General features: G+C 64.5%; 24 protein-coding genes. 17 read left to right on the plus strand and 7 right to left on the minus strand.

All coding sequences use genetic code 11. The features are described from left to right. The first annotated feature begins 60 nt into the window (after window positions 1-60). The 6 genes from HZB53_15725 to HZB53_15750 all read left to right on the plus strand — a co-directional run bounded on the left by HZB53_15725 (window position 61) and on the right by HZB53_15750 (window position 4,551). Window positions 61-390, plus strand: a complete 330-nt coding sequence (locus HZB53_15725) for a MoaD/ThiS family protein (protein MBI5879096.1) — start codon at window positions 61-63, stop codon at window positions 388-390. Window positions 391-530: 140 nt separating this feature from the next. After that, on the plus strand, window positions 531-1,307 hold the full coding sequence (locus HZB53_15730) for a DUF2085 domain-containing protein (GenBank protein MBI5879097.1): 777 nt from the start codon (window positions 531-533) through the stop codon (window positions 1,305-1,307). Window position 1,308: 1 nt separating this feature from the next. After that, on the plus strand, window positions 1,309-1,515 hold the full coding sequence (locus HZB53_15735) for a hypothetical protein (protein MBI5879098.1): 207 nt from the start codon (window positions 1,309-1,311) through the stop codon (window positions 1,513-1,515). Window positions 1,516-1,680: 165 nt separating this feature from the next. After that, window positions 1,681-2,886: a molybdopterin-synthase adenylyltransferase MoeB gene (gene moeB, locus HZB53_15740; GenBank protein MBI5879099.1), complete on the plus strand. Its 1,206-nt coding sequence runs from the start codon at window positions 1,681-1,683 to the stop codon at window positions 2,884-2,886. 92 nt (window positions 2,887-2,978) lie between these two features. Beyond that, window positions 2,979-3,596, plus strand: coding sequence for a thioredoxin family protein (locus HZB53_15745; GenBank protein MBI5879100.1), 618 nt, complete (start codon window positions 2,979-2,981; stop codon window positions 3,594-3,596). Between the two features lie 4 nt (window positions 3,597-3,600). Next, a complete protein-coding gene (locus HZB53_15750; protein MBI5879101.1) occupies window positions 3,601-4,551 on the plus strand; it encodes a cysteine synthase family protein in 951 nt (316 codons plus the stop codon). 286 nt (window positions 4,552-4,837) lie between these two features. Here HZB53_15750 and HZB53_15755 read toward each other — a convergent pair whose 3' ends face one another. From HZB53_15755 to HZB53_15775, 5 genes are all read right to left on the minus strand, one after another. Continuing rightward, window positions 4,838-7,432 (minus strand): DEAD/DEAH box helicase family protein, encoded by a 2,595-nt coding sequence (locus HZB53_15755; GenBank protein ID MBI5879102.1) that lies wholly within the window; start codon window positions 7,430-7,432, stop codon window positions 4,838-4,840. Window positions 7,433-7,459: 27 nt separating this feature from the next. Then, a complete protein-coding gene (locus HZB53_15760; protein ID MBI5879103.1) occupies window positions 7,460-7,996 on the minus strand; it encodes a hypothetical protein in 537 nt (178 codons plus the stop codon). A gap of 12 nt (window positions 7,997-8,008) precedes the next feature. Then, entirely contained in the window at window positions 8,009-8,362 is a 354-nt protein-coding gene (locus HZB53_15765; GenBank protein ID MBI5879104.1) for a hypothetical protein, read from the minus strand. Further along, on the minus strand, window positions 8,359-9,099 hold the full coding sequence (locus HZB53_15770) for a TIGR04255 family protein (protein MBI5879105.1): 741 nt from the start codon (window positions 9,097-9,099) through the stop codon (window positions 8,359-8,361). The genes HZB53_15765 and HZB53_15770 overlap by 4 nt, the downstream gene beginning before the upstream one ends. A gap of 792 nt (window positions 9,100-9,891) precedes the next feature. Continuing rightward, complete coding sequence (locus tag HZB53_15775; protein MBI5879106.1) at window positions 9,892-10,425, minus strand: hypothetical protein; 534 nt, start codon at window positions 10,423-10,425, stop codon at window positions 9,892-9,894. A 463-nt stretch (window positions 10,426-10,888) separates the two neighbouring features. On the opposite strand from HZB53_15775, the gene radC reads away from it, so the two are divergent. The 6 genes from radC (at window position 10,889) to HZB53_15805 (ending at window position 15,744) form a co-directional block, all read left to right on the plus strand. Then, window positions 10,889-11,620: a DNA repair protein RadC gene (radC, locus tag HZB53_15780; GenBank protein MBI5879107.1), complete on the plus strand. Its 732-nt coding sequence runs from the start codon at window positions 10,889-10,891 to the stop codon at window positions 11,618-11,620. A 68-nt stretch (window positions 11,621-11,688) separates the two neighbouring features. Then, a complete protein-coding gene (locus HZB53_15785; protein MBI5879108.1) occupies window positions 11,689-12,084 on the plus strand; it encodes a hypothetical protein in 396 nt (131 codons plus the stop codon). 42 nt (window positions 12,085-12,126) lie between these two features. Next, window positions 12,127-13,434 carry an MFS transporter gene (locus HZB53_15790; GenBank protein MBI5879109.1) on the plus strand — a complete coding sequence of 436 codons (1,308 nt, stop codon included), beginning with the start codon at window positions 12,127-12,129 and terminating at the stop codon, window positions 13,432-13,434. 87 nt (window positions 13,435-13,521) lie between these two features. Then, entirely contained in the window at window positions 13,522-14,622 is a 1,101-nt protein-coding gene (locus HZB53_15795) for a site-2 protease family protein (GenBank protein MBI5879110.1), read from the plus strand. 7 nt (window positions 14,623-14,629) lie between these two features. Next, window positions 14,630-14,857 (plus strand): hypothetical protein, encoded by a 228-nt coding sequence (locus HZB53_15800; protein MBI5879111.1) that lies wholly within the window; start codon window positions 14,630-14,632, stop codon window positions 14,855-14,857. Next, the gene (locus tag HZB53_15805; protein ID MBI5879112.1) at window positions 14,857-15,744 is read left to right on the plus strand and encodes an aminoglycoside 6-adenylyltransferase; all 888 of its coding nucleotides are present in this window, start codon (window positions 14,857-14,859) and stop codon (window positions 15,742-15,744) included. Before HZB53_15800 ends, HZB53_15805 begins: the two co-directional genes overlap by 1 nt. Here the strand turns inward: HZB53_15805 and HZB53_15810 are convergent. Both HZB53_15810 and HZB53_15815 read right to left on the minus strand, forming a co-directional pair. Beyond that, complete coding sequence (locus HZB53_15810) at window positions 15,731-16,843, minus strand: hypothetical protein (protein ID MBI5879113.1); 1,113 nt, start codon at window positions 16,841-16,843, stop codon at window positions 15,731-15,733. The two genes, HZB53_15805 and HZB53_15810, sit on opposite strands and share 14 nt — an antisense overlap. Window positions 16,844-16,874: 31 nt before the next feature. Further along, window positions 16,875-17,801 (minus strand): aldo/keto reductase, encoded by a 927-nt coding sequence (locus tag HZB53_15815; GenBank protein MBI5879114.1) that lies wholly within the window; start codon window positions 17,799-17,801, stop codon window positions 16,875-16,877. Window positions 17,802-18,228: 427 nt separating this feature from the next. On the opposite strand from HZB53_15815, the gene HZB53_15820 reads away from it, so the two are divergent. From HZB53_15820 to HZB53_15840, 5 genes are all read left to right on the plus strand, one after another. Continuing rightward, entirely contained in the window at window positions 18,229-19,965 is a 1,737-nt protein-coding gene (locus HZB53_15820) for a peptide ABC transporter substrate-binding protein (protein MBI5879115.1), read from the plus strand. Window positions 19,966-20,080: 115 nt separating this feature from the next. Continuing rightward, a complete protein-coding gene (locus HZB53_15825) occupies window positions 20,081-21,055 on the plus strand; it encodes an ABC transporter permease (protein MBI5879116.1) in 975 nt (324 codons plus the stop codon). Between the two features lie 34 nt (window positions 21,056-21,089). Next, on the plus strand, window positions 21,090-21,998 hold the full coding sequence (locus HZB53_15830) for an ABC transporter permease (protein MBI5879117.1): 909 nt from the start codon (window positions 21,090-21,092) through the stop codon (window positions 21,996-21,998). Window positions 21,999-22,295: 297 nt separating this feature from the next. Further along, window positions 22,296-22,640 (plus strand): hypothetical protein, encoded by a 345-nt coding sequence (locus tag HZB53_15835; GenBank protein MBI5879118.1) that lies wholly within the window; start codon window positions 22,296-22,298, stop codon window positions 22,638-22,640. An 80-nt stretch (window positions 22,641-22,720) separates the two neighbouring features. After that, entirely contained in the window at window positions 22,721-24,118 is a 1,398-nt protein-coding gene (locus HZB53_15840; protein MBI5879119.1) for a M28 family peptidase, read from the plus strand. The last annotated feature ends 90 nt before the right edge of the window (window positions 24,119-24,208 follow it).

A 24,208-nucleotide genomic window follows, 5' to 3' on the forward strand; every position in this document is an offset into this window, starting at 1 on the left:
TTTTGACAGGCACGCATTTTGTCCTATAATTTCTCTCATAGATTCATAATAAACTGGAGCATGACGCAAGTGGCTACTGTACGCATTCCCACACCGCTACGCCGCCTCACCGGCAACCAAGCCAAGGTGCAAGTCGGCGGCGGCACAATTGGCGAGCTGATCGGCGCGCTGGAATTGGCGCACCCCGGCATCAAGGACCGGCTCGTGGACGAGAGCGGCGAGATCAAGCGCTTCGTCAACATTTTCGTGAACGGCGAGGAGATCCGCACCCTGCATGGGCCGGCAACGGCCGTCAAGGACGGCGACGAGGTGTCGATCATTCCCGCGATGGCCGGCGGTGCGCCTGCGCAGGCCTGCTTCTGTTGTAGCCCGATGCGAGCTCGTGACTAGACCGCGCCGGTTCATACCGGCCCGTCTGCGGGCTCGCACACCCAGCCAGAGAATGGCTGGGTTTTTTGTTGCTTTGGCTATTTGGCGTTACTCTTCAATACTGGCAGCCAACTTTCGTCGTATTGTAGAGTGAGGCCACTATGTCCAACCCGTCATCACGCAGCGCGCTGAAGACCGTCGATAACATCGCCGTCGCCATCGCCAGCAACTGGCTGAACGTGTTCCTGGTCGGCTACGGCATCTGGGTGCTGCTGCCGTTCACGACGCCGTTCCTAATGCAGATCGGCTGGACGCTGCCGGCCAATCTGCTGTATGCACTGTACAGCCTGTTCTGTCACCAGTTGCCGGAGCGCTCGCTATTTTTCTTCGGCGACAAGTTGATGTACTCGTTCCAGGAGATCGCGCAGTACTGGCCGACCAACAACCCGATCATCCTGCGCCAGTTCGTCGGCAACGAGGAACTGGGTTGGAAGATGGCCTGGAGCGACCGGATGATCTCGGTCTATGGCGGCGTCTGGCTGGCCGGCCTGCTCTGGGCGGCGCTGGGACCGAAGCGTGCGCCGCGCCTGTCGCTGTTCTGGTGGATCGTGATCGGCGTCGCGCCGCTCGGCATCGATGGCGTGTCGCATATGCTGAACGACATTGTGGCGGGCACCAGCGGACTCGGCTTCCGCGACACGAACACCTGGCTGGTGGCGCTGACCGGCAACGTGCTGCCGGCGGATTTCTACCAGGGCGACGCGCTCGGCTCGTTCAACTCATGGGCGCGCTGGCTGAGCGGCTTCCTGTTCGCGTTTGCGAGCGTGTTCGCGCTGTTCCCGATCATCGGCGGCTCGATGGACGACACGGCGCGCGACGCCGAGCGGCAACTATCGCGCATCGCCGCGCGCGAGCAGCAGAACAAACCGCAAGCGTAACATGCGCCCGTCGCTGGCCCTGTTCGGCTGGGCCCTGGTGGTGAGCGGCGCCGTCGCCGATCTGTTCTACCATGTGCCGGTCTGGTTCTTCGGCGTGCAGTGGGGAGTTGAGATCGACGCCATCGGCGAGTTTGGACACACGGTCATCCTGGTCGGGATTGTCGTGCTGATCTACGATATTCTGCGGCGCAACCAGCGTACGCGGTAACGGTGGCGCATGTTGGGGCGAACCGACGTGTTCGCCCGGGCGGGCAGACACACAGGTCTGCTCCTACGCGGTGTGCACATGGTGGGCGGCGCATGTTGGTGCGAACCGCCGTGTTCGCCCGGGCGGGCAGACACACAGGTCTGCCCCTACGCGGTGTGCACATGGATGATCACGAAAGACAGACTGCTGGCGCAGGTCAAGAAGCAAATCACGGAAGTGGACATCCATCAGGTCAAGGACGATCTCGCCGTGCGGCGGCCGGTCACCCTGATCGATATTCGCGAGCAGGACGAGGTGGCGCAGGGCTATATCCCCGGCGCGCGGCACATCCCGCGCGGCTTTCTCGAACTGCGCATCGAAGATACGCAGCCGGACCGCAACGCCGAGATCGTGCTGTACTGCGCCGGCGGCGTCCGCACGGTACTGGGCGCGCGCGCGCTGCAGGAGATGGGCTATACCAACGTGCGCTCGATGATCGGCGGCTTCGGCGCCTGGAAGAACGCGGGCTACCGCTGGACGTTGCCGCGCCAGATGAGCGACGAGCAGCGCATCCGCTACAGCCGCCACACGCTGATTCCCGAAGTCGGCGAAGAGGGCCAGTTCAAGCTGTTCGACGCCAGGGTGCTGCTGATTGGCGCGGGCGGGCTCGGCTCGCCCGCGGCGACCTACCTCGCCGCGGCCGGCGTCGGCACGATCGGCATTGTGGACTTCGACACTGTCGACCTCTCGAACCTCCAACGCCAGATCCTGCATCACGTCGACGACATCGGCCGCCCAAAGGTCGAGAGCGCCGCCGACGCGATCCATGCCATGAATCCGGATGTCAACGTCATCGCGCACCGCATCCAGTTGTCGTCCGAGAACGCGAAGGATGTGCTGAAGGACTACGACGTCGTTATCAATGGCTCCGACAACTTCCCGACGCGCTATCTGGTCAACGACGCGTGCGCGATGCTCGGCAAGCCGCTGGTGGACGCCAGCATCTTCCAGTTCGAGGGCCAGTTGACGGTCTTCGACGTCGAGCGCGGCGGACCGTGCTACCGCTGCCTGTATCCGACGCCGCCGCCGCCGGGCGAGGTGCCGTCGTGCGCCGAGGGCGGCGTGCTCGGCGTGCTGCCGGGTGTGATCGGCTCGCTGCAGGCGGTCGAGGCGATCAAGCTGATCCTCGGCGTGGGCGACACGCTGATGGGCCGCCTGATGCTGTACGATGCGCTGTCCGGCGAGTTTTCGGAACTGAAGCTGCCCAAGAACGCCAACTGCCCGGTCTGCGGCGACGACCCGAGCATCACGCAGTTGATCGACTACGACGAGTTCTGCGGCCTGCCGTCCTCGCGCCATCACGCCGCAAGCCCTGTAGGGACGGGTCTTTGACCCGTCCGAACGCCATCCGGCCCAATCATCTGTGCGAGCCCATGCTTCAGAAAACCGCGCCAAAGAGCGTCGGCGCGAGAGAAAGGACAGCTATGTTTCTAATTGCTGATGTCGCCGCCCGCTGGGCCGGCGGCAAAACGTTCGAGCAGTACGTCGCCGCGATGCAGCACAACCGCGAGAAGCTGGAGACGCTGATGGGCGCGATCGAGTTGAGCGCCGCGGAGCGCGCGCCGTTCGCCGCCATGCGCGGCCCGCTGTACGGCCTGGCCGTCACCGAAGACTGGTGCCCCGACTGCACCGCCAATATACCGGTGCTGATGAAGGTGGCCGCCGCACACCCGTCGCTCGCCGTGCGCTTCGTCGGCCGCGAGGCGAACTGGGACCTGCTGGCGCACGCTAAGAAGGGCGAGCGCATGGCTATTCCGACGTTCTTCTTCTTCGACGCGCAGTGGCACGCGATCGGCCACTGGGTCGAGCGGCCGCTGAAGGTCGAGGCGCTGCTGAATGAGTGGGCCGGCGGCCACATGCCGGCGGGCAAGCCGGATTTCAGCCAGCCGGCCTGGCGGGAATACGGCATGAACAAGGCCAGCTTCTACCAGAACGAGCTGTTCATCAACCGCGGCCTCTGGCGCGAGACGGTCGAGGAACTGCGCGCGATCCTGGCCGGCGAAACGATCAGCAACGTGGCGGCACTGGCCGCGACGGCGTAATACCATGCAGGCATCCATCGTCGGGCCGGCGGCGGGCGCTCCAACTGCTGCGCCCGCGCCGCTCGGTCGCGGCGTGGTCGACAGCATCGGCAACACGCCGCTGTTCCGTCTGCCGCACCTGGCCGTGCCGGCCGGCGTGCAGTTGCTCGTCAAGGCCGAGTGGTACAACCCGGGCGGCTCCGTGAAAGACCGCGCGGCGAAATACATCATCGAGGACGCCCTGCGGCGCGGCCTGCTCGGCAACGGCCGCACGCTGATCGACTCGACCAGCGGCAACACCGGCATCGGCTACGCGATGGTCGGCGCGGCGCTCGGCATTCCGGTCGCGCTGGTCATGCCGGAGAACGTCAGCAGCGAGCGCATCCAGCGCGCGCGTGCCTACGGCGCGACGATCATGTTCAGCGATCCGCTGGAAGGCTCCGACGGCGCCATCCGTATGGTGCGGCAACTGGCAGCCGACCGGCCGGACGCGTACTGGTACGCCAACCAGTACAACAACGCGGCCAACGTGCGCGCGCACATGGAGACGACCGGGCCGGAGATCATGGCGCAGACCGAAGGGCGCGTGACGCATTTCGTCGCCGGGCTGGGCACCAGCGGCACGCTGGTCGGCGTCGGGCGCTACCTGAAACGGGTCAAGCCGTCTTCGCGGATCGTCGCTGTCGAGCCGGCCGACGAGTTGCAGGTGATCGAGGGACTGAAGCACATGGCAAGCGCCATCGTGCCGGGCATCTACGACCCGTCGGTGCACAACGAGCAGATCGCCGTCGAGGCCGAGGACGCCTGGCAGATGACGCGCTGGTTGGCGCGCAGCGAAGGGCTGTTCGTCGGCTTCTCGTCCGGCGCGGCGGTGCATGCCGCTGTGCAGGTCGCGCGTTCACTGCGCGAGGGCGTCATCGTCGCCCTCTTGCCGGATAGCGGCGACAAGTACTTGAGTACGCGACTTTTCGAATAGCACGGGCAGGCCGAGCGGAGCGGAGGGAAGGGGAGTTGGGAAAGCGAAGGCCCCGACGGATGTACCGCCGGGGCCTTCGGCTTTTTAGAGTGTTTGCTGGAATAAATCGATACGCGATCGGCGCGACCGGCAAGATTTCTCAGGCACTGCGTGCCTTCGAAATGACAGTGCGCGCGGTAATGTCATTTCGAAGCTGCGCAGCAGCTGAGAAATCTTGGCCTCGTCTTGCCAACCACTAGCTGTATCAGGTTATTCGTGAATCCGCTCTAATTCAACAGATGCGTGGCTATGCAAACGGCGGCGGTCCGGCCAGCGCCATCAGGTCGGCGAACTCGGTGGGCTGGAGTTGCTCGTAGTCTTTCTGCCGCACGATCACGAACTGCCAGGGCGTGCCGGTCAGGGTGCTGGCGTTCTCGCACCAGAGTTGCGCGGCGCGGTTCTTGTTCGCCACGTCCACATCTTCGCGGCCTTTGGTCTCGATCAGGTAGTGCGCCCCGTCGTGCGCGACGGCGACAAAATCCGGCTCGTAGTAACGCAGGTTGCTGACGGCATCGGTGTATTCGATGCTGAACGCGAACGGCTGCGGCAGTTTGGAGAAGCGGCTAACGTCGCCGGCTTTCTGCAAGAACGCGGCGAACTCCTTCTCGAACTCGTTGTCGCAGGGGCACAGGTTGAACACGCACTTGGCGGCTTCGAGCGTTGGCCGGGAGTACGGGAAGGGTGGCGTCTCCGACAGTTTGCGGCCCGCGCCGGTCAACTGCGGTTCGAGTTGCTGCACGACCACATCGCGCAGGGCTTTGACGAACGTCTGCACGACCACATACTGCGCTACGTTGGAACTGAGCGGCTTGATCAGGGTCGGATCGTCCAGATCGACCGGCTCCCCGAACGCTTTGGTCGCCAGGAACTCGCGCACTTTGGGCGCCAGTGCGGCGAACTGTGACGGCAGTTTGACCTCATCTGCGATGCGCTTGGCGTAGAACGATATGACTTCCTGTGACGTCTGGGCTTCGGGAATGGTGTACTCGCGCTCGACCAGTTTTTGCAGCGTGATGATGTCGTAGCCCTCGTACTGGAACTTCTCGGCGGTCCCGTCGCCTTGCTTGCGCGGCAGTTTCGGGCAGGTGAACGCGGACACGTCCAGCGCCGCAATCTCCGCCGCCAGCGACTTCTTGCGCGCCAGGATGGGTGAGAGGGTGGGGATCGAGATGTCCTTGTCGAGTTTGGCTTCGTCGGGCTTGATCGTGACGATGGTCAGTTTGTCTTTGCCGATCTCGAACGTCTCGAACGCCATCTCCTCGGTCTTCTCAAGTTCCTCGACGAACTTGATGAAGGCGTTGTTGCCGATCACATCGACGCGCTCCTGGTACTGCTCGGCCTGGTTGCGGAACATGAGCCGCAGGCCGCGCCCGATGGTCTGCTCGGGCAGGATGTTCGCCTTCGCCGTGTAGGGGCGCAGGCCGACAACGACCGTGACGCCCTCGACGTCCCAGCCCTCGCGCAGCATGAGCACGCTGACGATGCAGTTGATCGGGCTGCTCGGCCTATCGACGAACTTGGCCTTGTCGCGCAGGTCGTCTTCCTGCCCTTTGGCGACGTCGCCGGTCCGATTGGTGTGGATGACCAGCGTCTTGTCGCCGCCGAACTCCGTCGGGTAGGTCTTTTGCAGGTAGTCGGCTACTTCGTCGGCCTCGGCAGTGTCGTTCATCATCACGAACAGGACGGGCTTGCGCTTGAGCGGCGCGAGTTGCGCGACGTATTCCTTCCAGCGTTCCACGCCGGCGGTCAGGAACGGTTTGTAACGCGTGCTGGCGATGGATGAGCGGCCTTCCTGGATGTTGCGGGCCACGCCCTTGACGGGGCGCTTGACGATGGAATCGAGGATCGCCTGCTTGAGCGGGTAGTCATATACCGTCCAGGTGAACAGCGCGCCCTTGCTGTAGCGCGGGGTGGCGGTGAAGTCCAGTTGGGCGGCGAGGCCGGCCGGAGCCTGTCCATCGTTGACCTTGCCGCGTAGGTCGTCATGCAGTTGGCGAATGAACTTGTTCCACTCGCTGTCTTCGTCGTGGGTGTGGTGCGCCTCGTCGTTGAGGACGGCGCAGAGCCCGCCCCGCGTGACAATGCGCTTGTCGAAATCCTCGATCTCCGTGGTCTGGGCGGGCGGGGGAGGTCCCATGACGCCGGTCATGGCCTCGGGCTCGTCGTTGCCGTTGCCGGCCCGGTCGTGGAACTGCTGGATGTTGGTCAGGTACAACGCGCCGGCGGCGTGCGCGCGCTCGGCGTCGCCGCGCACGTATACGTCAAAATCCCAGAAGGTGCGCAGTGCCGGGGGTATCATCGGGTCGCTGCGGAAGATGCGCCCGTTGGTGAAGTCGGTCTTGAGGCGTTCCAGGACGATCACGTTCGGCGCGATGAGCAGGAACGTCCTGGCGTAGTCGTCGCGCCCCTCGGCCACAGCGTTGAAGTATTGCCAGAGGATCGCCAGCGCCATGACTTTAGTCTTGCCGCTGCCGGTCGCCATCTTGACCGCATAGCGGGCGAACTCGTCGTGTTGGAGCAGGCGCAGGTCGGTCAGGTTGGCCGGCGCATAGGTTTCGAGCAGGTCCTTGTGTCGCCGAATACCGGCCACCTCGTACAGGTAGATGAGCGTTTCGATCGCTTCGCGCTGGAAGTAGTAGTAGGCGAACTTGCGCCCGTTGATGCGATGGTCGGTCTTGAACCAGTGATTGAGCAGCAGGCGCGTCGTCTCGCTGGCGCCCTTGTAACCGCCGTCGCGCCAAGTCTTGACGGCTTCGCGGATGGCGGGCACGCAGGGCGCGGTTGGCAAGCGGACTTCGAGCAATCCGAGTTGGTCGGGCGAGGTTTTGCGGAGGCGGGGCATGCTGATTGGGCGAAGGGCGCGCTTTGCCTACTTTGGAAGTTCGATGTCCTGCGGCAGGCCGACGCGCATGAAGAAGCGCGCAAACGCCTGCGACAGATGCTCGCGATATGGCGGCAGCAGGCGCAGACGTTGTCCCTTCTGTTTTGCCAGGGTGGATACGAATGGCTTGGGCAAGTTGATCACTCTACCGAAATCGACTATGCGAATTCCCCGCAGCGCCGCGAGTTCCGGCTGTGTGTGCGCATCAATCATCAGGTAACGATAGCGCTGTCCCTTAAGAATGGACTCCAAGGCCTTGCGCCTGGCAAAGTCCGGATCCATGCGCGGAGCATCATTCAATTCCCAATGCGGACATAGAATGACATCGCGCACCTTGTCATTCACGAGATCGCACGATTGGGTCATGATGATCAAGTCAAGTTGATCAACGATGACATCCAGTGGCTCGGAGAGCGGGTAAGTCAATTCGGGTGGAAGCTCGATAACAGGGCAATCAAACAAGATATCACCCTGCTCGAGTTCCGGGCCCTCAACGATCTCATACCACGGATACACACCGGGCATTGTGACCGCCCTTCAATCTAATTCATCATCAAGCGCGTCTGGGTCGTCGACGAAAACGAACGGCGACCGCTCCACGCGCAGGATTCTCACGCGTACACGTCGGCTAATCAGCGGCTTCAGATCAAACACCTCGGGGATCTCTTCTTCGGCTTCAGTTGAAGTCGCTTTCATTTCCTGAATGCGCTGAAGCATTTCCTCGATTTTTGCGAACAGGTCTTGAATCCCCTCGTCTTCAACCGCCGATGCGCGTTCGCCATACGGCCGAGGCAAGTCAGGCGCATGTTCCACCGTGTGCCGGCTAACCGCGGACCCGTGATCGGGCCTGCGCAGCGCCGGCCCCGAGCGGGCTGCAAACTGTGCAATCATAGCTGTTCTCCAAACAGGCGTCGGGTAGTGTCTGTAATACACGCCTCAAACGTCCGTTCAAGGTTGTCGTGAGCCGTTTCCACCCACTGCAATGCGCTGTCCAACATCACGGCTTCGGCATTGAGCGTCATGAAATCCAGATCGAGCAGAAATGCCAGCCCCTTGCCGTCCTGTCCGATCTGGCCCGACTGCAGCGCCAGCAGACCGTTTGACTGCTCAAATGGTATCTCGACGCGCACGATCCAAGAAGCGAACACCTGGGGCACGGTTGCCGGAATGTGCGGCACGGCCACCATGTATTCTTCAATCTGAACTTCTGACAACGGGATTTCGATTCGATTGATGTAACGCAACCCGATGCGCGCAAGCGCTTTAGGTTCGGCGACCTGGCGATATACTTGCAGCCCCCGGCCCACCATCTCCTTGAACTGCGCCCAATGGGCATACGGCTTGAGTTGGTTGACAATGAGTAGATCAGGCCCGACTTGAAGCAACCCGCGTTTGTCCTGGCGCAGAAATTGCATGCGCGCCATGCCGCCTTTGACGGTCTGGCCGACCGTATCGGCTTCGGCATGCATCTCAACTTGCAGGACGTTCTGTTGTTGTTTGTGAGGGAAGTCGGCCTTGACCTTGTCGTACACCAGTCCCGGAACCGTCCAGTCCCACGGTTGGCTGGGCACGAACCGGAACTCACAAAGCGCTTCCACAATCGGGGCATGCGCATACAATTTGCCCATGGTCCCTGTCTCCTGAATGCTGCGCCGCTATCACGGAGTAGCGCATTCGAGTATGATTACAGCAGGACTACGGTATGATTATACTCCATGAGTGAATTGCATGGCGCTCTGGCGTTGGTGACCGCGCAGACCCGTGGTAAGCTTATGTGCAGTTGTGCGCCAGTCGCCTGCGAGTGAAAGCCGGCTCCATGCCGTGCGTCCGGGAACCCGGGCCTAGCTCACAGGGGGCTGGCTTTTTCGCCTTATGGTCCTCGCGTCATTCCGGCATGCTTCAGGTCGGAATCCACCGCCCACCCGTCATTCCGGCGTGGTTCTGGCCGGAATCCACCGCCCACTTGTCATTCCGGCGTGGTTCTGGCCGGAATCCACCGCCCACTTGTCATGCCGGCATGTTGTTGGCCGGCATCCACGCCCATCGTCATGCCGGCATGTCGTTGGCTGGCATCCACGCCCATCGTCATTCCGGCATGTCGTTAGCCGGAATCCATGTCCACGCCCTGATGTGCCCGCTGCTGGATTCCGGCGCTGGTCGGCGGCTCCGCGCCGCCGACCGTTAAGCGTCCTCCGGCAATGTCCTGTGCGGCGGGGCGAACGCCCCGCCCCGCGCTTGTAGCGCGGGCACAGGATGAAGGCCGGCGGACAACGAACCATACCGGAATGACAAGCGGGCCGGGCGACCCGGCCCCTACGACTCGCCAGAATGACGGGGGGGAGGTCTGTCAAAGCGATGGACGCACAAAAGCCCCGGCAAACCATGCCGGGGCTTCGCGTATATTGGGGGTGAAAACGGCGTTACGACCGCTTCCAGCCCGACCGCTTGAACAGCACCCATACCCCGAGCGCCACCAGAATGAGTGGCCACAGCTTGCCGGCCATTTCCAGGTACGGCAGCGCCGGTTTGCCGAACAGCAAGCCGACGCCGACGAGCGCGAGGATCGCGCCGACGATGAGCGGCCACCAGACGGTCTTGTGGATGAACCACGAGGCAAGCGTGATGAGCGCCCACCCGGCGGCAAAGGTGAGCATAAAGATAGCGGACGTCCCCATCGAATTGTCTGGCATCTGCCACTCGCGCATCAGCAGCACGCCGGCGCCGATGCCGATCAGGATGCCACCCGGCACCAGCAGGCCGACCTCGCGCGAGAGCAGACCCCAGGTGAGGAACACGATGCCGAGCAGCGGCATGAACCAGAGCGCTATCGTGTCGTTCGGCATGAATTGCCACAGCAGGGCGATCAGGCCGATCACGATCAGCATGATGCCGCCGAGCGGGCCGCGACCGGGTCGCACGCCGGTCGGCGGCGGGACATTGAGCGAAGCATTCATCCGTTGCCTCCTGGTCTTGAACGCGCCGTAGGCGCAAACGCTCCGCGCTCAAGGATAGCGGGTGAGCGGCCGGCGGTCACGGGTCGAATGTCCTGTGTGGCGCGGGGAAAGCGACATGGCCTGTTGCGGTCAGGGCAACCGTACCCTGAATGGCAGCAAGCGCCGTCGAAGGGATCTCGCTGCAGGGTGCGTCGATTATGCGCCCCCATCCCGACCTTCCCCTGTTCGCGGCGTGTGCGAACGGGGGAAGGAGTCAATCCCCTCGCCTGCGACGCGGGCGATGCGGCGGGGCTTCGGGCCCCGCCGCGCCTATCGGTCAGCGGCGCGAAGCCGCTGACCAGCGCGTCGCGGGAGAGGGTTAGGGAGAGGGAGGCATTGACGTTGGCAAGGTCCTGAACCCTCCCGCCACCCGATTGACAAGCGCGCGGCGATTGGCGTATAGTCACCGTCAAGGAGAAGCGCCATGGCCGGACGCAAGCACGCGGCGGAGCCAACCGCCGGCCTCGAATACAGCCCCCGCATCAGCGACCTCGTCGCCGGCGACCGCCCGCGCGAGCGCCTCAAGACGCACGGCGCGGCGGTGCTGACCAACGCCGAGTTGCTGGCGATTGTCCTGCGCGTCGGCACGCAGGGCGAGAACGTCGTGCGGCTGTCGGAACGGCTGCTGACCGAGCACGGTGGGCTGGGCGGCCTGTACCGCGCGCCGATGGATGAACTGGTGCGCGTGCGCGGCATGGGCGAGAGCAAGGTCACGCAGATCAAGGCGGCGCTCGAGCTCGGCCGGCGGCTGATGGTCGAAGCGCCCGATGAGCGGCCGGTCGTCAAGTCGCCGGCCGATGCGGCCAACCTGGTGCTGGTCGAGATGGGCGCGCTGGAGCAGGAGCAGATGCGTACCATCCTGCTCGACACCCGCAACCGCGTGCTCCACATCCAGACGGTCTATGCCGGCAACCTCAACAGCGCGATCGTGCGCGTCGGTGAACTGTTCCGCGAGGCGATCCGGCGCAACTGCGCCGCGCTGATCGTCGCGCACAATCACCCCAGCGGCGACCCGTCGCCCTCGCCCGACGACGTGCGCGTCACCGAGCAGATCGTCGAGGCCGGCAAACTGCTCGACATCGAGGTGCTCGACCACCTGGTGATCGGGCACGGCCGCTACGTCAGCCTTAAGGACCGCGGACTCGGATTCGGCTGATCGCATTCGGCGGGCCTGCCCGTTGTGGCTATAATTGAAGGCGCGCCCGGTGCGCCTCGGAGGATGCTATGAATCGCCTGCAGTGGAGCCTGGCCGTTGCGGCTGCCTACCACGCCGTCAGCGGCCTGGCGCTATTCGCCGTCCCCGGAATCGTCTTGCGCGCCATAAACATACCCCCGGCGCTGTACGAGTTCTCACTGCACGTGCTGCTGTTCCGCCTGGCCGGCGTGTTGAGCCTGGTCGTTGCGCTCGGAGCGTACCGGCTGGCGCGCGGCGACGGGCGAAACGCTGACTTGGCCGCCTTGCTGTTGCTGGCGAAGGCAGCGGCTGCCGTGACGTTCCTCTACTACGCGGCGCGCGGCGAGTCCGTCGCCTTCATGCTGCTCGCGGCCGTCGTCAACGAACTGATCTGGCTGCCCGTGTTCGGTTGGGCGCTCCGGCAGGCCCGCCGCCGGCCCGCATAAACCGAGATGCCCGTCTGGGTCCCATCGGGAGCGTGAGCATCCATGGCCGTTGAATCGACCGATCCGGACCCGCGGCCGCCCATCCGCGTGCAGATCGCCGGGCGCTTCGGCATCACCGTGCCGAACACCTTCCGCGCGCTGCGTCATCGCAACTACCGCCTGTACTGGTTCGGGCAGCTGATATCGCTGATCGGCACCTGGATGCAGAACGTCGCCCAGCCGTGGCTGGTGTACCGCCTGACCGGCTCGCCGCTGGCGCTCGGCCTCGTCTCCTTCAGCCAGACTGTGCCGATCCTCGCGCTGGCGCTGTTCGGCGGCGTCGTCGCGGACCGGGTCAACAAGCACCGGCTGATCATCGTCACGCAGACGGTGGCCATGACGCTGGCGGGCATCCTGGCCGTGCTGACGTTCACCGGGCTGGTGCAGGTCTGGCACGTGGCACTGATCGCGTTCTGCCTCGGCTGCTCCGACGCGTTCGACATGCCGGCGCGCCAGGTCTTCGTCGCCGAGACGGTCGGCAAGGAAGACCTGATGAACGCGATCGCGCTCAACTCGACGATGTTCAACCTGGCGCGCATCGTCGGCCCGGCGGTCGCCGGCGTGCTGGTGGCCACGCTGGGCGAATCGGGCGCGTTCGCGCTCAACTCGCTCTCGTACCTCGCGGTGATCGGGATGCTGTTGGCGATGCGGATCGCGCCGTTCCAACCGAAGCTGATGAAAGCCTCCATGTGGAGCAACCTCAAGGAAGGCCTGAGCTACATCCGGCAGGACCGGCAGGTCCTGGTGCTGCTGAGCCTGGTCACGGTGCCGGCGATCTTCGGCATGTCGTATTCGACGCTGATGCCGGTCTTCGCCGCCGAGGTGCTGCACATGGACGCCAGCGGGCAGGGGCTGATGCTCTCGGCGGCCGCGCTCGGCTCGCTGATCAGCGCGCTCACGCTGGCCTCGCTGCACAACTTCAAGCACAAAGGCTGGCTCGTCACCGGCGGCGGCTTCGTCTTTGCCAGCGGCCATATCCTGTTCTCCTTTTCGCGCAACCTGCTCACGTCGATGCTCGTCCTGCCGTTCGTCGGCGGCGCGCTGCTGATGCAGTCGTCGTCGATCCAGACGCTGCTGCAAACCAACGTGCCCGACCAATTGCGCGGGCGGGTCATGAGCGTATATATGATGACGTTCCGCGGCATGCAGCCGCTGGCCGGGCTATTTGCCGGCACGCTGGCGACCGTCTTTGCCGGCGCATACGGCGCATCCAACGGCGCGCCGTATGCGGTGCTGGTCGGCGGATCGGTCTGCCTGCTGTATTTTCTACTGGTACTGGCGCGCGCGCCGTTTGTGCGCGCGCTGGAATAGGGAGACCGCGCGGTCCGCGCGGATGCCGGGCGCGTGCAACGCGCCCCTACGGGCGCATACCGTCTTCGTGACGGGAGGGAGAATACTATGAAGTGGGCCTGGCGGCTGGGCCGGTTCGCCGGCATCGACGTGTATATGCACGCCACGTTTCTGCTCATCATCGGCTGGATCGCCCTGAGTTACTGGCTCGACGGTTCGAGCCTGGCGGCGGTCGCGTCGGGCGTCGGCTTTACGCTCTTGCTGTTCGCCTGCGTTGTGCTGCACGAGTACGGCCACGCGCTGACCGCGCGCCGCTACGGCATCAAGACGCGCGATATCACGCTGTACCCGATTGGCGGCGTGGCGCGACTGGAGCGCATGCCCGACGACCCGCGGCAGGAGTTGTGGGTGGCGCTGGCGGGCCCGGCGGTCAATCTCGTGATCGCCGCGCTGCTGTTCGGCTGGCTGGTGATCAGCGGCGAGTGGACGCCGCTCGAGCAGTTGAGTATGACCGGCGGGCCGTTCCTCGAGCGGCTGATGACGACCAATCTGTTTCTGGCGCTGTTCAATCTGCTGCCCGCCTTCCCGATGGACGGCGGCCGTGTGCTGCGCGCCCTGCTGGCGATGAAACTGGACTACGCACGCGCCACGCAATGGGCGGCGACGCTCGGTCAGGCCATCGCCTTCATACTCGGGTTCATCGGGCTGTTCAGCAACCCGTTCCTACTCTTCATCGCGCTGTTCGTCTGGATTGGCGCGGGGCAGGAGTCCGGCGCGACGCAGATGCGCACGGCGCTGGCGGGCATTCCGGTCGGCCGCGCCATGCTGACCGAGTTTCACCGGGTGAGCAGCGCCGGCACGCTCGCCGATGTGGTCGCGCTGATTCTCTCCGGCACGCAGCACGATTTCCCGGTCGAAGATGAGGGGCATGGCGTGGTCGGCGTGCTGGCGCGCGGCACGGTCTTCGCGGCGCTGGCGCGGCAGGGCCAGTCGGCGCGCGTGGCCGACGTGATGGCGCGCAATTTTGAGACAGCCGATTCGTACGACATGCTGGAGACGGTGCTGCCGCGCTTGCAGGCCAGCGACACGCCGTTGATCCCGATCATGCACGGCGGCCAGCTCGTCGGCCTGCTGACGCTGGAAAATGTCGGCGAGTTCCTGGCGATCCAGTCGGCGCTGCATGCGCCGGGCACGCTGCCCGCCGGGTAGGAGGCCCATGCCCCAGGAGTTCAACTCGCGCAAGCACCCGCAGCAACTGGTGCGGCAACTGATCACTGGCGGGGTGATCATCACGATCATCGCCGCGCTGACGTTCGCGGCATTCCGCATTGGCGGCGGCGCGCTGGCGACGGCGCTCGGTGTGTTCGGCCTGCTGGCGCTCGTCGTTGGCCTGCTCTGGCTGGTGATGAAGCTGCTCGAATGGCTGGGCGGCCCGGAGGATTGATGCCGGCCGACAACGCAACGGCACGCTACGCTGCGCTCGAGCGGGCGATTGCGGCGTGGGCGCTGGCCGATCCGGCCGTGCGCGCCGTGGTGGTGGTCGGTTCGCAGGCACGGCAGGCGAACGGCCCCGATGCCTGGTCCGATCTCGATCTGGTCGTATTCACAACTGATCTGGCGCGCTATACCGGCTCGTCCGACTGGCTGGCCGCCGTCGGCGAGCCGTGGCTGGCCGTGCCGGAGCGTACCGGCCGTGGAGACCCCGAGTGGCAGGCGCTATTTCCGGGCGGGCTGAAAGTTGATTTCGTGTTCACCGGCTGCGCCGGCGAACCGCAAACACTGGCCGAACTGCTGAGCGCGTCGCCGTATGCGTTCGTGGTCGCGCGCGGCGTGCGTCGCCTGTTCGACCGGCTCGACCCGCAGGGCGAGCAGCCGCTGCCGTCGTTCGCGCCGGAACAGCCGCAACCACCAACCGCCGACGAGTTCGCGCACCGCTGCGGCGAATTCCTGATGGCGTGGATGCGCGGCGTGCGCTTCACGCTGCGCAGCGACCTGTGGCGCGCGCGGGAGACCTGCGACGGCGCGCTGAAGCGACATCTGCTGACGATGCTGGAGTGGCACGCACTCGCCACCCGCGACCCCGCGACCGACGTATGGCACGACGGGCGCATGTTGTCCGAGTGGGCCGACCGGGCGGCGCTGGCCGACCTGCCGGCCACCTTCGCGCGCTACGATGCGGCCGACCTGATCCGCGCGATGGCCGCGACGCACCGTTTGTTCCACCGGCTGGCGCGCGAGACGGCCAGCCGGTGGAACGTCGCGTACCCCGACGCGGCCGACCGGGCGGTCGCCGCGTGGATCCGCGAAGCGATCGAATCTACGGCACTGTGACAGACGCGACCTTCACCAGCCGCGTGCCGATCTTGATCTTGACCTCGTACACCCCCGACAGCAGTTCCGAGCCATCGGTCTTGAAGTAACGCACCCAGTACGAGTCGGTGGGCGTCGTGTCCCAGGTGAACGACTGCTCATTCGTGTCGGGCTGCCCGTTGTAGAACCACTGCGTCGTGAATTTGGTGCCCTTCGGCACGGCGATGCCGTTGAAGAACGCATGCACCTGCGTCACACCCGAATCGAGCACGGCGTTGTCGGCCGGCAGCGGATCGACCGGCCCACCCTTGGCATCGCGGTTCTCGGCAAACACGATCGGCGTGAAGTTCGGCTGGCCGGACGGCGAGGCATCCACGCGGAACTTCGACGTCTGCTGCAGCTTATTGTCCACGTACAGGTTGAGCGTCCAGTCGCCAACCGATACGCCTTCCTTGTTGTAAAGGCTGACCCACCAGACGCCGCTATTGCCGCCCTGCCACGCCGTCTCTTTGACCAGGTCGGTCTGCGTCTTGCCGTTCAACTGCCACTCGCGGCGCCAGGTCTGGCCGTCCTGCATCTTGGAGTAATCCCAGACGGCATAGACGACCGTCGTGCCCTGCGGGAACGCGTCGAGGACGTCGATCGGCGTGTCGTCGTTCAGCACGCCGACGGCGAAGCGCGGCTTGCCAAAACCGGCCGCCCCACCGGCTGCTGGCGTGGCACCGCCAATGGTGGGCAGCCGGATCGGCGGGATCGTCAGGCTGATGCCCGGCGTCGAACGCCCGGTCGGCCCGGCCGCGGTCGGCGTCGTGCGCGGCGCGGCGGATGTAGCGGCAGGCGTAGCGGCTGGCGTGGTGATGCCGCGCACCGTGGGAATAGTGCGGATCGGCGCATCGGTCGGCGGGGTTGTCGGCAGCACGAAGGCAGTCGCGGTTGGCGTCGGCGTGTCGCTGAAGAGCGCCTGCAGTTCCTTGTTGGTCGATACGTACAACCAGCCCGCGGCGGCCACAAACAGGCACAGCACGACCAGGCAGCCGCAGCCGCCGGCGATCCACAGCCACGGCCCGCCCTTCTTCGGCGGCGGCGCCACCGGCACGGTTGAGGTAGGGTTAAGAGTCATAGAATCCTCCCGAACATGAATTGATGATATCTCACTCGCCGGAGAGCTGTTTGCGCTCTGCGGGCGTGAGCCGGTAATCGAGATACTTCAAATTGTCGCGCAGTTGGTCGGCGTTGCTGCAGCCGACGATCGGCGCGGTGACGGCCGGGTGCGCGGCCACCCATGCCAGCGCGAGGTGATGCGGCCCGCAGCCCTTGGCCTGCGCCATCGCCTGCAGGCGGTCGAGCGCGGCCCAGTTGGCCTCGGTGAAGCGCTTGGCAAACTGCGGGTTGCGCGCGCCGCGCGTGCCCTCCGGCAGCGGCTCGCCGCGCTTGTACTTGCCGGTCAGGAAGCCGCCGGCCGTCGGGCTGTACGGGATCACCGCGATGCCCTGTTCGTGGCACATCGGAAGCGTCTCGGCTTCGATCTCGCGATTGATCAGGCTGTAGTGCGGCTGCAGGCAGACGAACGGCTCGTGGCCGTGCCGGTCGCTGATCCAGAGCGCCTGCATGATCCGCCACGCCTCGAAGTTGGAGACCCCGATGTAGCGCACCTTGCCCTGCGCGATGAGGTCGTCGAGCGCGCGCAGCGTCTCTTCGAGCGGCGTGTGTGCGTCCGGCCAGTGCATCTGGTACAGGTCGATGGTGTCGATGCCGAGCCGGTGCAGGCTGGCCTCCGCGCCGTCCATGATGTGCCGGCGCGACAATCCCTCGTCGTTGGGCCCCGGGCCCATCGCGCCGCGCACCTTCGTGGCGATCACGAGGCTGCCGCGCCGCCCCTGAATCGCCTTGCCCAGATACTCTTCCGACCGCCCGCTGGCGTACATATCGGCGGTGTCGATGAAGTTGATGCCGGCATCGATGGCCGCGTCCACCATCGCCCGCGACGCCGCTTCGTCGGCGACGTTGCCAAACATGTTGGTGCCGAGGCACGCCTCGGAGACTTTCAGGCCGGTACGGCCCAGTTGCACATAGCGCATGCGTCAGACTCCCTGTTACAGTCTAAATACTGCTTCGTCTTGCATATTTCCTCATGCCGGTTGCGCATGGGCAGAAGTAGCCCCTCATCCCCTGGCCCCTTCTCCCCCGCGTGCGGGAGAGAAGGGGAAAAGTTATTGGGGATTGGCGCGGCGGCAAAGCCGCCGCGCCAATCCCCTCTAACTCGCTCCCCCTCCCAGCTTTGCTGGGAGGGGGCCGGGGGGAGGGCAGAGTTTGCTATCGTATCACAGATTATTGCAACAATCCCCTGGGGACACGCTCACTTCGAAACGGTCTAATTATGCCCGCCATCATAACACCGCGCAGGCGTCGCGTCAATGTGATTGACTGGATAGTACGGCTATGCTATATTCTGTACGCAATGGCCCGTAATGTGCAGTATTTTACCAACCACACAGGAGGAGCCGTATGAAGTTCCGTATATCCTGGCTGCTGCTGGCCGCCGCGCTGTTCGCGCTGGCCGCCTGCGGCACGACGGGGACGCCCGCGCCCACGAGCGCCCCGGCCGCCCAGGCCACCAAACCCGCGGCCGGCGCGACCGCGCCCGCCGCAGCCGCCACACCGACGGCCGTCGCCCCGAAAAAAGGCGGCAAGATCACTATGGCGGTCTGGCAGTCGCCCGTCACGCTGAACCCGCTGCTGGGCACGCAAACAGTCATGAACGAGGTCAACATCTTCGTGCTCGAAGGCATGACCAAAGTGCTCGCTGATGGCTCGCGCATCGCCAGCCTGGCCAAAGAAGTGCCGTCCGTTCAGAACGGCGGCGTCAGCGCCGACGGCAAGACCGTTACGTATAAACTCAAGGAAGGCTTGAAACTTTCCGACGGCACGTCGTTCACCTGCGAAGACGTCAAGTTCCATTGGCAGGCCACCATGACCAAGGACGTCGGCGTCAGCTCGACGACCGGGTATTCCGACATCGACACGGTCGAATGCCCCGACCCCCTGACTGCGGTCGTCAAATACAAGACCTTCTTCGCGCCCTACCTGACGCTGTTCAACGAGATCGTGCCCAGGGTCGCGGGCGACCCGAAGGACATGAAGAACTGGGCGTTCAACCGCAAGCCGGTCGGCACGGGCCCGTTCATGGTCAAGGAGTTCAAGGCCGACGATTTCATCACGCTCGATCGCAACCCGAACTACCGCGAGAAGGACAAGCCGTACCTCGACCAGCTCATCATCCGCATCGTCCCGTCGTCGGAAGTCGCGCTGCAGTTGCTGAAGTCGGGCGAAGTGGACATCATGTGGAACAACACCGAGGCCGAACTGCCGGAACTGGAGAAGCTGCCCGGCATCAAGGTGTCACAGCCGCTGCAGATCGGCGGCGAGCGCATCTTCCTCAACCTGGCGGAGAACAAAGACCCGTCCGATCCGAAGACCAAGCACCCGATCCTGTCGGACATCAAGGTGCGCCAGGCGCTGGAGTATGCGATCAACAAGCAGGTGATCATCGATAAATTGCTGTTCGGCAAGGCTAAGCCGGGCACCAGCGAATTGAATGCGGGTTACTGGGACTGCAAGGCGACACCGCGCGCCTTCGATGCGAACAAGGCCAAACAACTGCTCGACGAAGCCGGCTGGAAGCCGGGCGCCGATGGCATCCGCGTGAAGGACGGCCAGCGCCTGCGCTTGAAGTACAGCACGACCAGCGGCAACAAGCTGCGCGAGGATTCGCAGGTGCTGATCGTGGAGAACTGGAAGGCCGTCGGTATCGAAGCGTACATCGAGAATGCGCCGTCCGCGGTTGTGATCGGCACGTGGGACGCGGCCTCGCCGCGCCGTCGCGGCAATTTCGACCTGATCATGTACACGACCAATGCCGGCGAAGACCCGCACTCGCAGATGGTCAACCTGTTCGCCTCGTGGGTGATCCCAAGCGTGGACAACAAGGGCGGGTTGAACTATACGCGGTTCAACGATCCGGCGGTGGACGACCTGCTCAAGAAGGCCGCCGCCGAGCCGGACACCGTCAAGCGCAAGGACATGTACTGCCAGGTCGTCAAGGCCGGGCAGGACGCGACCAACATGATCTACCTGTATCAGCGGCTCGACATCGATTCGTACCGCGACCGCCTGCAGGGCTGGGTTGAGAACGCGTGGGACAACAACGGCTGGAACGCCGAAAACTGGTGGGTTTCGAAATAACAGACTGCTCGTGCTGATTCACGGTCCGGCCGCCCGCAGTGTGGGGCGGCCGGACCTTCACCGAATCCCCGGCGGCCGCACAGGTCCGCACCATGACAGCACAAAAACCGCGGCGATGACCAACTTCATCATCCGGCGCTTCATCCAGGCCGTGCCCCTGCTCGTGCTCATCAGCTTTGCCGTGTTCACGCTGATGAACCTGATTCCGGGCGGTCCAATGGCCGCGTACCAGAACAACCCCAACATCTCGCCCGAGGACCTCGCGCGCCTGCAGGCCGAGCTCGGGCTCGACGCGCCGCTGCCGGTGCGCTACCTGCGCTGGCTCGGCAGCGTGCTGTCGGGCGATCTCGGCATCTCAGAGATCACGCGCCGCCCGGCGATGACCGAGATCATCGAGAAACTGCCCAACACCCTTTATCTGCAACTGCCCGCGTTTCTACTGGCGCTGCTGCTTGCGATTCCGGCCGGCATCCTGGCCGCGATTCGCCAGTACTCGTGGTTCGATTACCTGACGACGACCATCGCGTTTGTCGGCCAGTCGATCCCTCTGTTCTGGCTTGGACTTATCCTCATTATCGTTTTCAATGTCATGCTCAGAAACCCGGATGGCGGGCCGCTGCTGCCGGGCGGCGGCATGTTCACCATCGGCGATCCGAACCCGACGCTCGAAGACCGGCTGCTGCACCTGGTCATGCCGATGGGCGTGCTGACGTTCTTCAGCCTCGGCTCGCACCTGCGTTACATGCGCGCCGGCATGCTCGACGTCATCAGCCAGGACTACATCCGCACGGCGCACGCCAAGGGCCTGCGCGAGCGGCTGGTGATCCTGCGGCACGCGATCAAGAACGCGATCCTGCCGCTGGTGACGATCATCGGCCTGGAGATTCCCGGCCTGTTCGCCGGCGCGATTATCACCGAAACGATCTTCTCCTGGCCGGGCATGGGCCGGCTGTTCTTCAATTCGATCGACCGCGGCGACTATGCCGTGATGATGGGCATCCTGATGCTGAGCGCGACGCTGATCGTGCTCTTCGGGCTTATCACCGACATCGTGTACGGGTTCCTCGACCCGCGTATCCGCTTCGACTAAGGGAGGTCGCCGGAACATGGCCCAGGCCCAACCGATGAACCCGCCGAGCGCGGCGGCCTTTGCCGAAGTCTCGCGCGGCCAGCGCACCCTGCGCGAGATCGTCTGGCGCCGCTTCACCAGGCACCGCACCGGCGTCGCCGGCGCGGTCACGATCGTGCTGATCGTCGCCTGCTGCATCCTCATACCGTTCGTCCTGCAGTACGATCCAAAGACCAACGTCGATATCATGCGCGAGCCGCCCTCGGCGGCGCACCTGTTCGGCACCGACGAGCTGGGCCGCGACCTGCTGATGCGTATCTGGGTCGGCGGACAGGTGTCGCTGCGCATCGGTTTCGCGACGATGCTGATCGCCATCCTGATCGGCACGGTCGTCGGCGCGCTGTCCGGCTTCTATGGCGGCTGGGTCGACATCTTCCTGATGCGCTTCACCGATTTCATGCTCTCCATCCCGCAGTTGTTCCTGCTGCTGATCTTCGCGCAGTTGCTGCGCGGCCTGAACAGTCCCGAGCTCAGTGGCAGCGAGATCCCGATCGTCATCATCATCGGCGTGCTGTCGTGGATGGGCGTGGCGCGCGTGGTGCGCGGCCAGTTCCTCGCGCTGAAGCGCAAGGAGTTCGTCGAGGCCGCCATCATGTCCGGCTCGCACAACCCGCGCATCATCTTCCGGCACATCCTGCCGAACGCCGCCAGCCCGATCATCGTGGCCGCCACGCTGCGCATCGGCCAGGCGATCATCACCGAGTCCACCTTGTCGTTTCTCGGCTTCGGCGTCCAGCCGCCCGCCGCAACGTGGGGCAACATGCTCAAGAACGCACAGGGGCAGATGACCTACGCGCCGTGGACCGCCGTCTTCCCCGGCCTGTTCATCCTGTTGACCGTGCTGTCGATCAACTACGTCGGCGACGGCCTGCGCGACGCGCTCGACCCGCGCCACGTGGATTAAGGTCGGCTGAACCTGCCGCATGGTGAGCTTGTCGAACCATGCGGGCGCATGTGTCATGCTGAACGCGAAGGCAAGACCCGCAGAATACGGTCCATCGCGCGCGTGAAGCATCTCAACCTGTGATCGACTGCGGCACAGCAGATCACAGGTCTTAGGTCCTTCGTGCGCGTGCTCCTATGAAAGGGTTTGATGCTGCCTCCGCGCTCAGGATGACAGTGCTTGGCTCGGGCCAAACTGTGATCTGCTGTGACATGGTCGGGTTGAAACGGTATTAGCAACTCAATTGAGGAGGCTTGTGTGAAAATAACCCGTGCTGAACTAATCAACGCAGGCTATCAGATTGGCGATGAGATTCAAACCGGCGGAGGCCGAACAACGTTTAAGATCACTGATATTGAAGTTGACTACGTTGCAATCCAGCCAACGGTTGGCAAAACACCGCGCCGTCTCGACTATGACAAACTGAGCGTTGCCGTCGCGCGTTTTCACGAGATCGACGCAAAGCAAATTGACAATAGCCTCGGTAGAATGCTAATCTCTGCGGGCTTAAAGGATCCTACAAACGAGACATATTTGTACGGCTTTGCAAGAAACTATCTGGCACGCAAGAAAGCCTCCAAGCGGGCCTCCGGCAGGGCATAGGGGCACTAATCTCACCAGATGTCACATCAAGTTACCGAAAACTTGTGGACTACCGTTTAGTGACTTCGATCGGAGATTTCATGAACTGGACTGAACTCGACCGCTACCTGATCGGCGAAGCTTGGACCTCTGCCGACGCCTACCCCAACCTGGAAGCGCTGTGCGACATCGGCTCGCGCTTCGCCGGATCGCCCGGCGGCCGCGCCGCCCGCGACTTCATCCTCGACCGCTTCAAGGCGTACGGCCTGGCGAACGCGCGCACCGAGCCGTTCGACTTCCTTGTCTGGACGCGCGGCGAGTGCAGCCTGAAGATCAGCGCTCCGGTCGAGCGTGTCATGCGCTCGGCGATCTCGCTCGTCTACTCGCCCAACGCCGCTCACCTGCGCGGTGAGGTCGTGGACTGCGGCATTGGCTCGGAAGCGGACTTCGCGCGCGGCACCGGCGTTGCGCATTGGGACGACGCGGTCGCCCGGCAGTTGCTGGCCGGCAAGATCGCCATGGTCACCACGGCCAACCCGGAACAGGGGCGCATCATCCACCGCCGCGAGAAGTACGGGCGCGCCGTCTCGGCGGGCGCCATCGGGTTCATCTACGTCAATCACACGCCCGGCATGCTGGCCGAAACCGGCTCGCTGCGCCCCGGGCGGCTGGCGGAGATCGCGGCCGTCGGCCTGTCGTACGAGGATGGCTGGGAGATCGCGCGCCAGTGCAAGCGCGGGCGCGTCGAAGCCGAGTTGCACATCCAGAACCGCGCCGAGCCGGGGCAGGGCTACCATGTTGTCGGCGAAATCATCGGGCAGAGCGACGAAACCGTCGTCGCGGGCGCGCACTATGACGGCCACGACATCTCGCAGGGCGCGATAGATGACGGCACCGGCGCGGTCGTTGTGCTGGAACTGGCGCGCATCCTCGGCAGCCTATCCGGCCGCCTGCGCCGCACGGTGCGGCTGATCGCGTTCGATGCCGAGGAACTGGGCGTCCTCGGCTCCACCCTCTACGTCGACGCGCAAGCACGCGCGAATGCGCTTGGCCGCGTGGCGCTGATGCTGAACCTCGACGGCGCGTCGGGGCCGGTTTCGTCGCACGGCTTCCTGACGCATGGCTTCGCCGACACGGATGCCGTGCTGCGCCAACTCGCCCAGTCGTTCGGCTACCGGCTGGCGCTGCGCGACCGGGTCGTGACCGCCACCGATTCGTTCCCGTTCTTCATGCAGGGCATCCCGGCGCTGCACTTCACCGCGCGCACGGAGAACCCCGCGCTGGGTCGCGGCTTCGGCCACACGGCCGCCGACACGCTCGACAAGGTTTCCGAAGTGGACATCAAGGCCGCCGTGATGACCGTCTCGCGCATGCTGGCGCGGCTGGCCGACCACGCGGGACTGCTGGGCGCGCGCAAGAGCCGCGACGAGATCAAGCAGGTGCTGATCGACCAGGACCTGGAGCGCCCGCTGCGCGCGCAGGACAAATGGCCATTCTAAGAAATCCCAACTCCCAACTTCCAAATCCCAAACACAAGTCCCCGCGCGACGTTCAGTTGAAGCGGTAAGCAGCACCGGGGGCTGCGAGAG

It is taken from the genome of Chloroflexota bacterium, from assembly GCA_016235055.1.
Taxonomy (GTDB): Bacteria; Chloroflexota; Anaerolineae; order JACRMK01; family JACRMK01; genus JACRMK01.

Bases quoted from the DNA above. Each gene is read 5' to 3' on its own strand.
- HZB53_15750 (MBI5879101.1), top strand. From the start codon at position 3,601: ATGCAGGCATCCATCGTCGGGCCGGCGGCGGGCGCTCCAACTGCTGCG.
- moeB (MBI5879099.1), top strand. From the start codon at position 1,681: ATGATCACGAAAGACAGACTGCTGGCGCAGGTCAAGAAGCAAATCACG.
- HZB53_15810 (MBI5879113.1), bottom strand. From the start codon at position 16,843: ATGACTCTTAACCCTACCTCAACCGTGCCGGTGGCGCCGCCGCCGAAG.
- HZB53_15745 (MBI5879100.1), top strand. From the start codon at position 2,979: ATGTTTCTAATTGCTGATGTCGCCGCCCGCTGGGCCGGCGGCAAAACG.
- HZB53_15825 (MBI5879116.1), top strand. From the start codon at position 20,081: ATGACCAACTTCATCATCCGGCGCTTCATCCAGGCCGTGCCCCTGCTC.
- HZB53_15785 (MBI5879108.1), top strand. From the start codon at position 11,689: ATGAATCGCCTGCAGTGGAGCCTGGCCGTTGCGGCTGCCTACCACGCC.
- HZB53_15770 (MBI5879105.1), bottom strand. From the start codon at position 9,099: ATGGGCAAATTGTATGCGCATGCCCCGATTGTGGAAGCGCTTTGTGAG.
- HZB53_15735 (MBI5879098.1), top strand. From the start codon at position 1,309: ATGCGCCCGTCGCTGGCCCTGTTCGGCTGGGCCCTGGTGGTGAGCGGC.
- radC (MBI5879107.1), top strand. From the start codon at position 10,889: ATGGCCGGACGCAAGCACGCGGCGGAGCCAACCGCCGGCCTCGAATAC.
- HZB53_15795 (MBI5879110.1), top strand. From the start codon at position 13,522: ATGAAGTGGGCCTGGCGGCTGGGCCGGTTCGCCGGCATCGACGTGTAT.
- HZB53_15820 (MBI5879115.1), top strand. From the start codon at position 18,229: ATGAAGTTCCGTATATCCTGGCTGCTGCTGGCCGCCGCGCTGTTCGCG.
- HZB53_15815 (MBI5879114.1), bottom strand. From the start codon at position 17,801: ATGCGCTATGTGCAACTGGGCCGTACCGGCCTGAAAGTCTCCGAGGCG.
- HZB53_15765 (MBI5879104.1), bottom strand. From the start codon at position 8,362: ATGATTGCACAGTTTGCAGCCCGCTCGGGGCCGGCGCTGCGCAGGCCC.
- HZB53_15725 (MBI5879096.1), top strand. From the start codon at position 61: ATGACGCAAGTGGCTACTGTACGCATTCCCACACCGCTACGCCGCCTC.
- HZB53_15760 (MBI5879103.1), bottom strand. From the start codon at position 7,996: ATGCCCGGTGTGTATCCGTGGTATGAGATCGTTGAGGGCCCGGAACTC.
- HZB53_15730 (MBI5879097.1), top strand. From the start codon at position 531: ATGTCCAACCCGTCATCACGCAGCGCGCTGAAGACCGTCGATAACATC.
- HZB53_15800 (MBI5879111.1), top strand. From the start codon at position 14,630: ATGCCCCAGGAGTTCAACTCGCGCAAGCACCCGCAGCAACTGGTGCGG.
- HZB53_15805 (MBI5879112.1), top strand. From the start codon at position 14,857: ATGCCGGCCGACAACGCAACGGCACGCTACGCTGCGCTCGAGCGGGCG.
- HZB53_15840 (MBI5879119.1), top strand. From the start codon at position 22,721: ATGAACTGGACTGAACTCGACCGCTACCTGATCGGCGAAGCTTGGACC.
- HZB53_15790 (MBI5879109.1), top strand. From the start codon at position 12,127: ATGGCCGTTGAATCGACCGATCCGGACCCGCGGCCGCCCATCCGCGTG.
- HZB53_15755 (MBI5879102.1), bottom strand. From the start codon at position 7,432: ATGCCCCGCCTCCGCAAAACCTCGCCCGACCAACTCGGATTGCTCGAA.
- HZB53_15775 (MBI5879106.1), bottom strand. From the start codon at position 10,425: ATGAATGCTTCGCTCAATGTCCCGCCGCCGACCGGCGTGCGACCCGGT.
- HZB53_15830 (MBI5879117.1), top strand. From the start codon at position 21,090: ATGAACCCGCCGAGCGCGGCGGCCTTTGCCGAAGTCTCGCGCGGCCAG.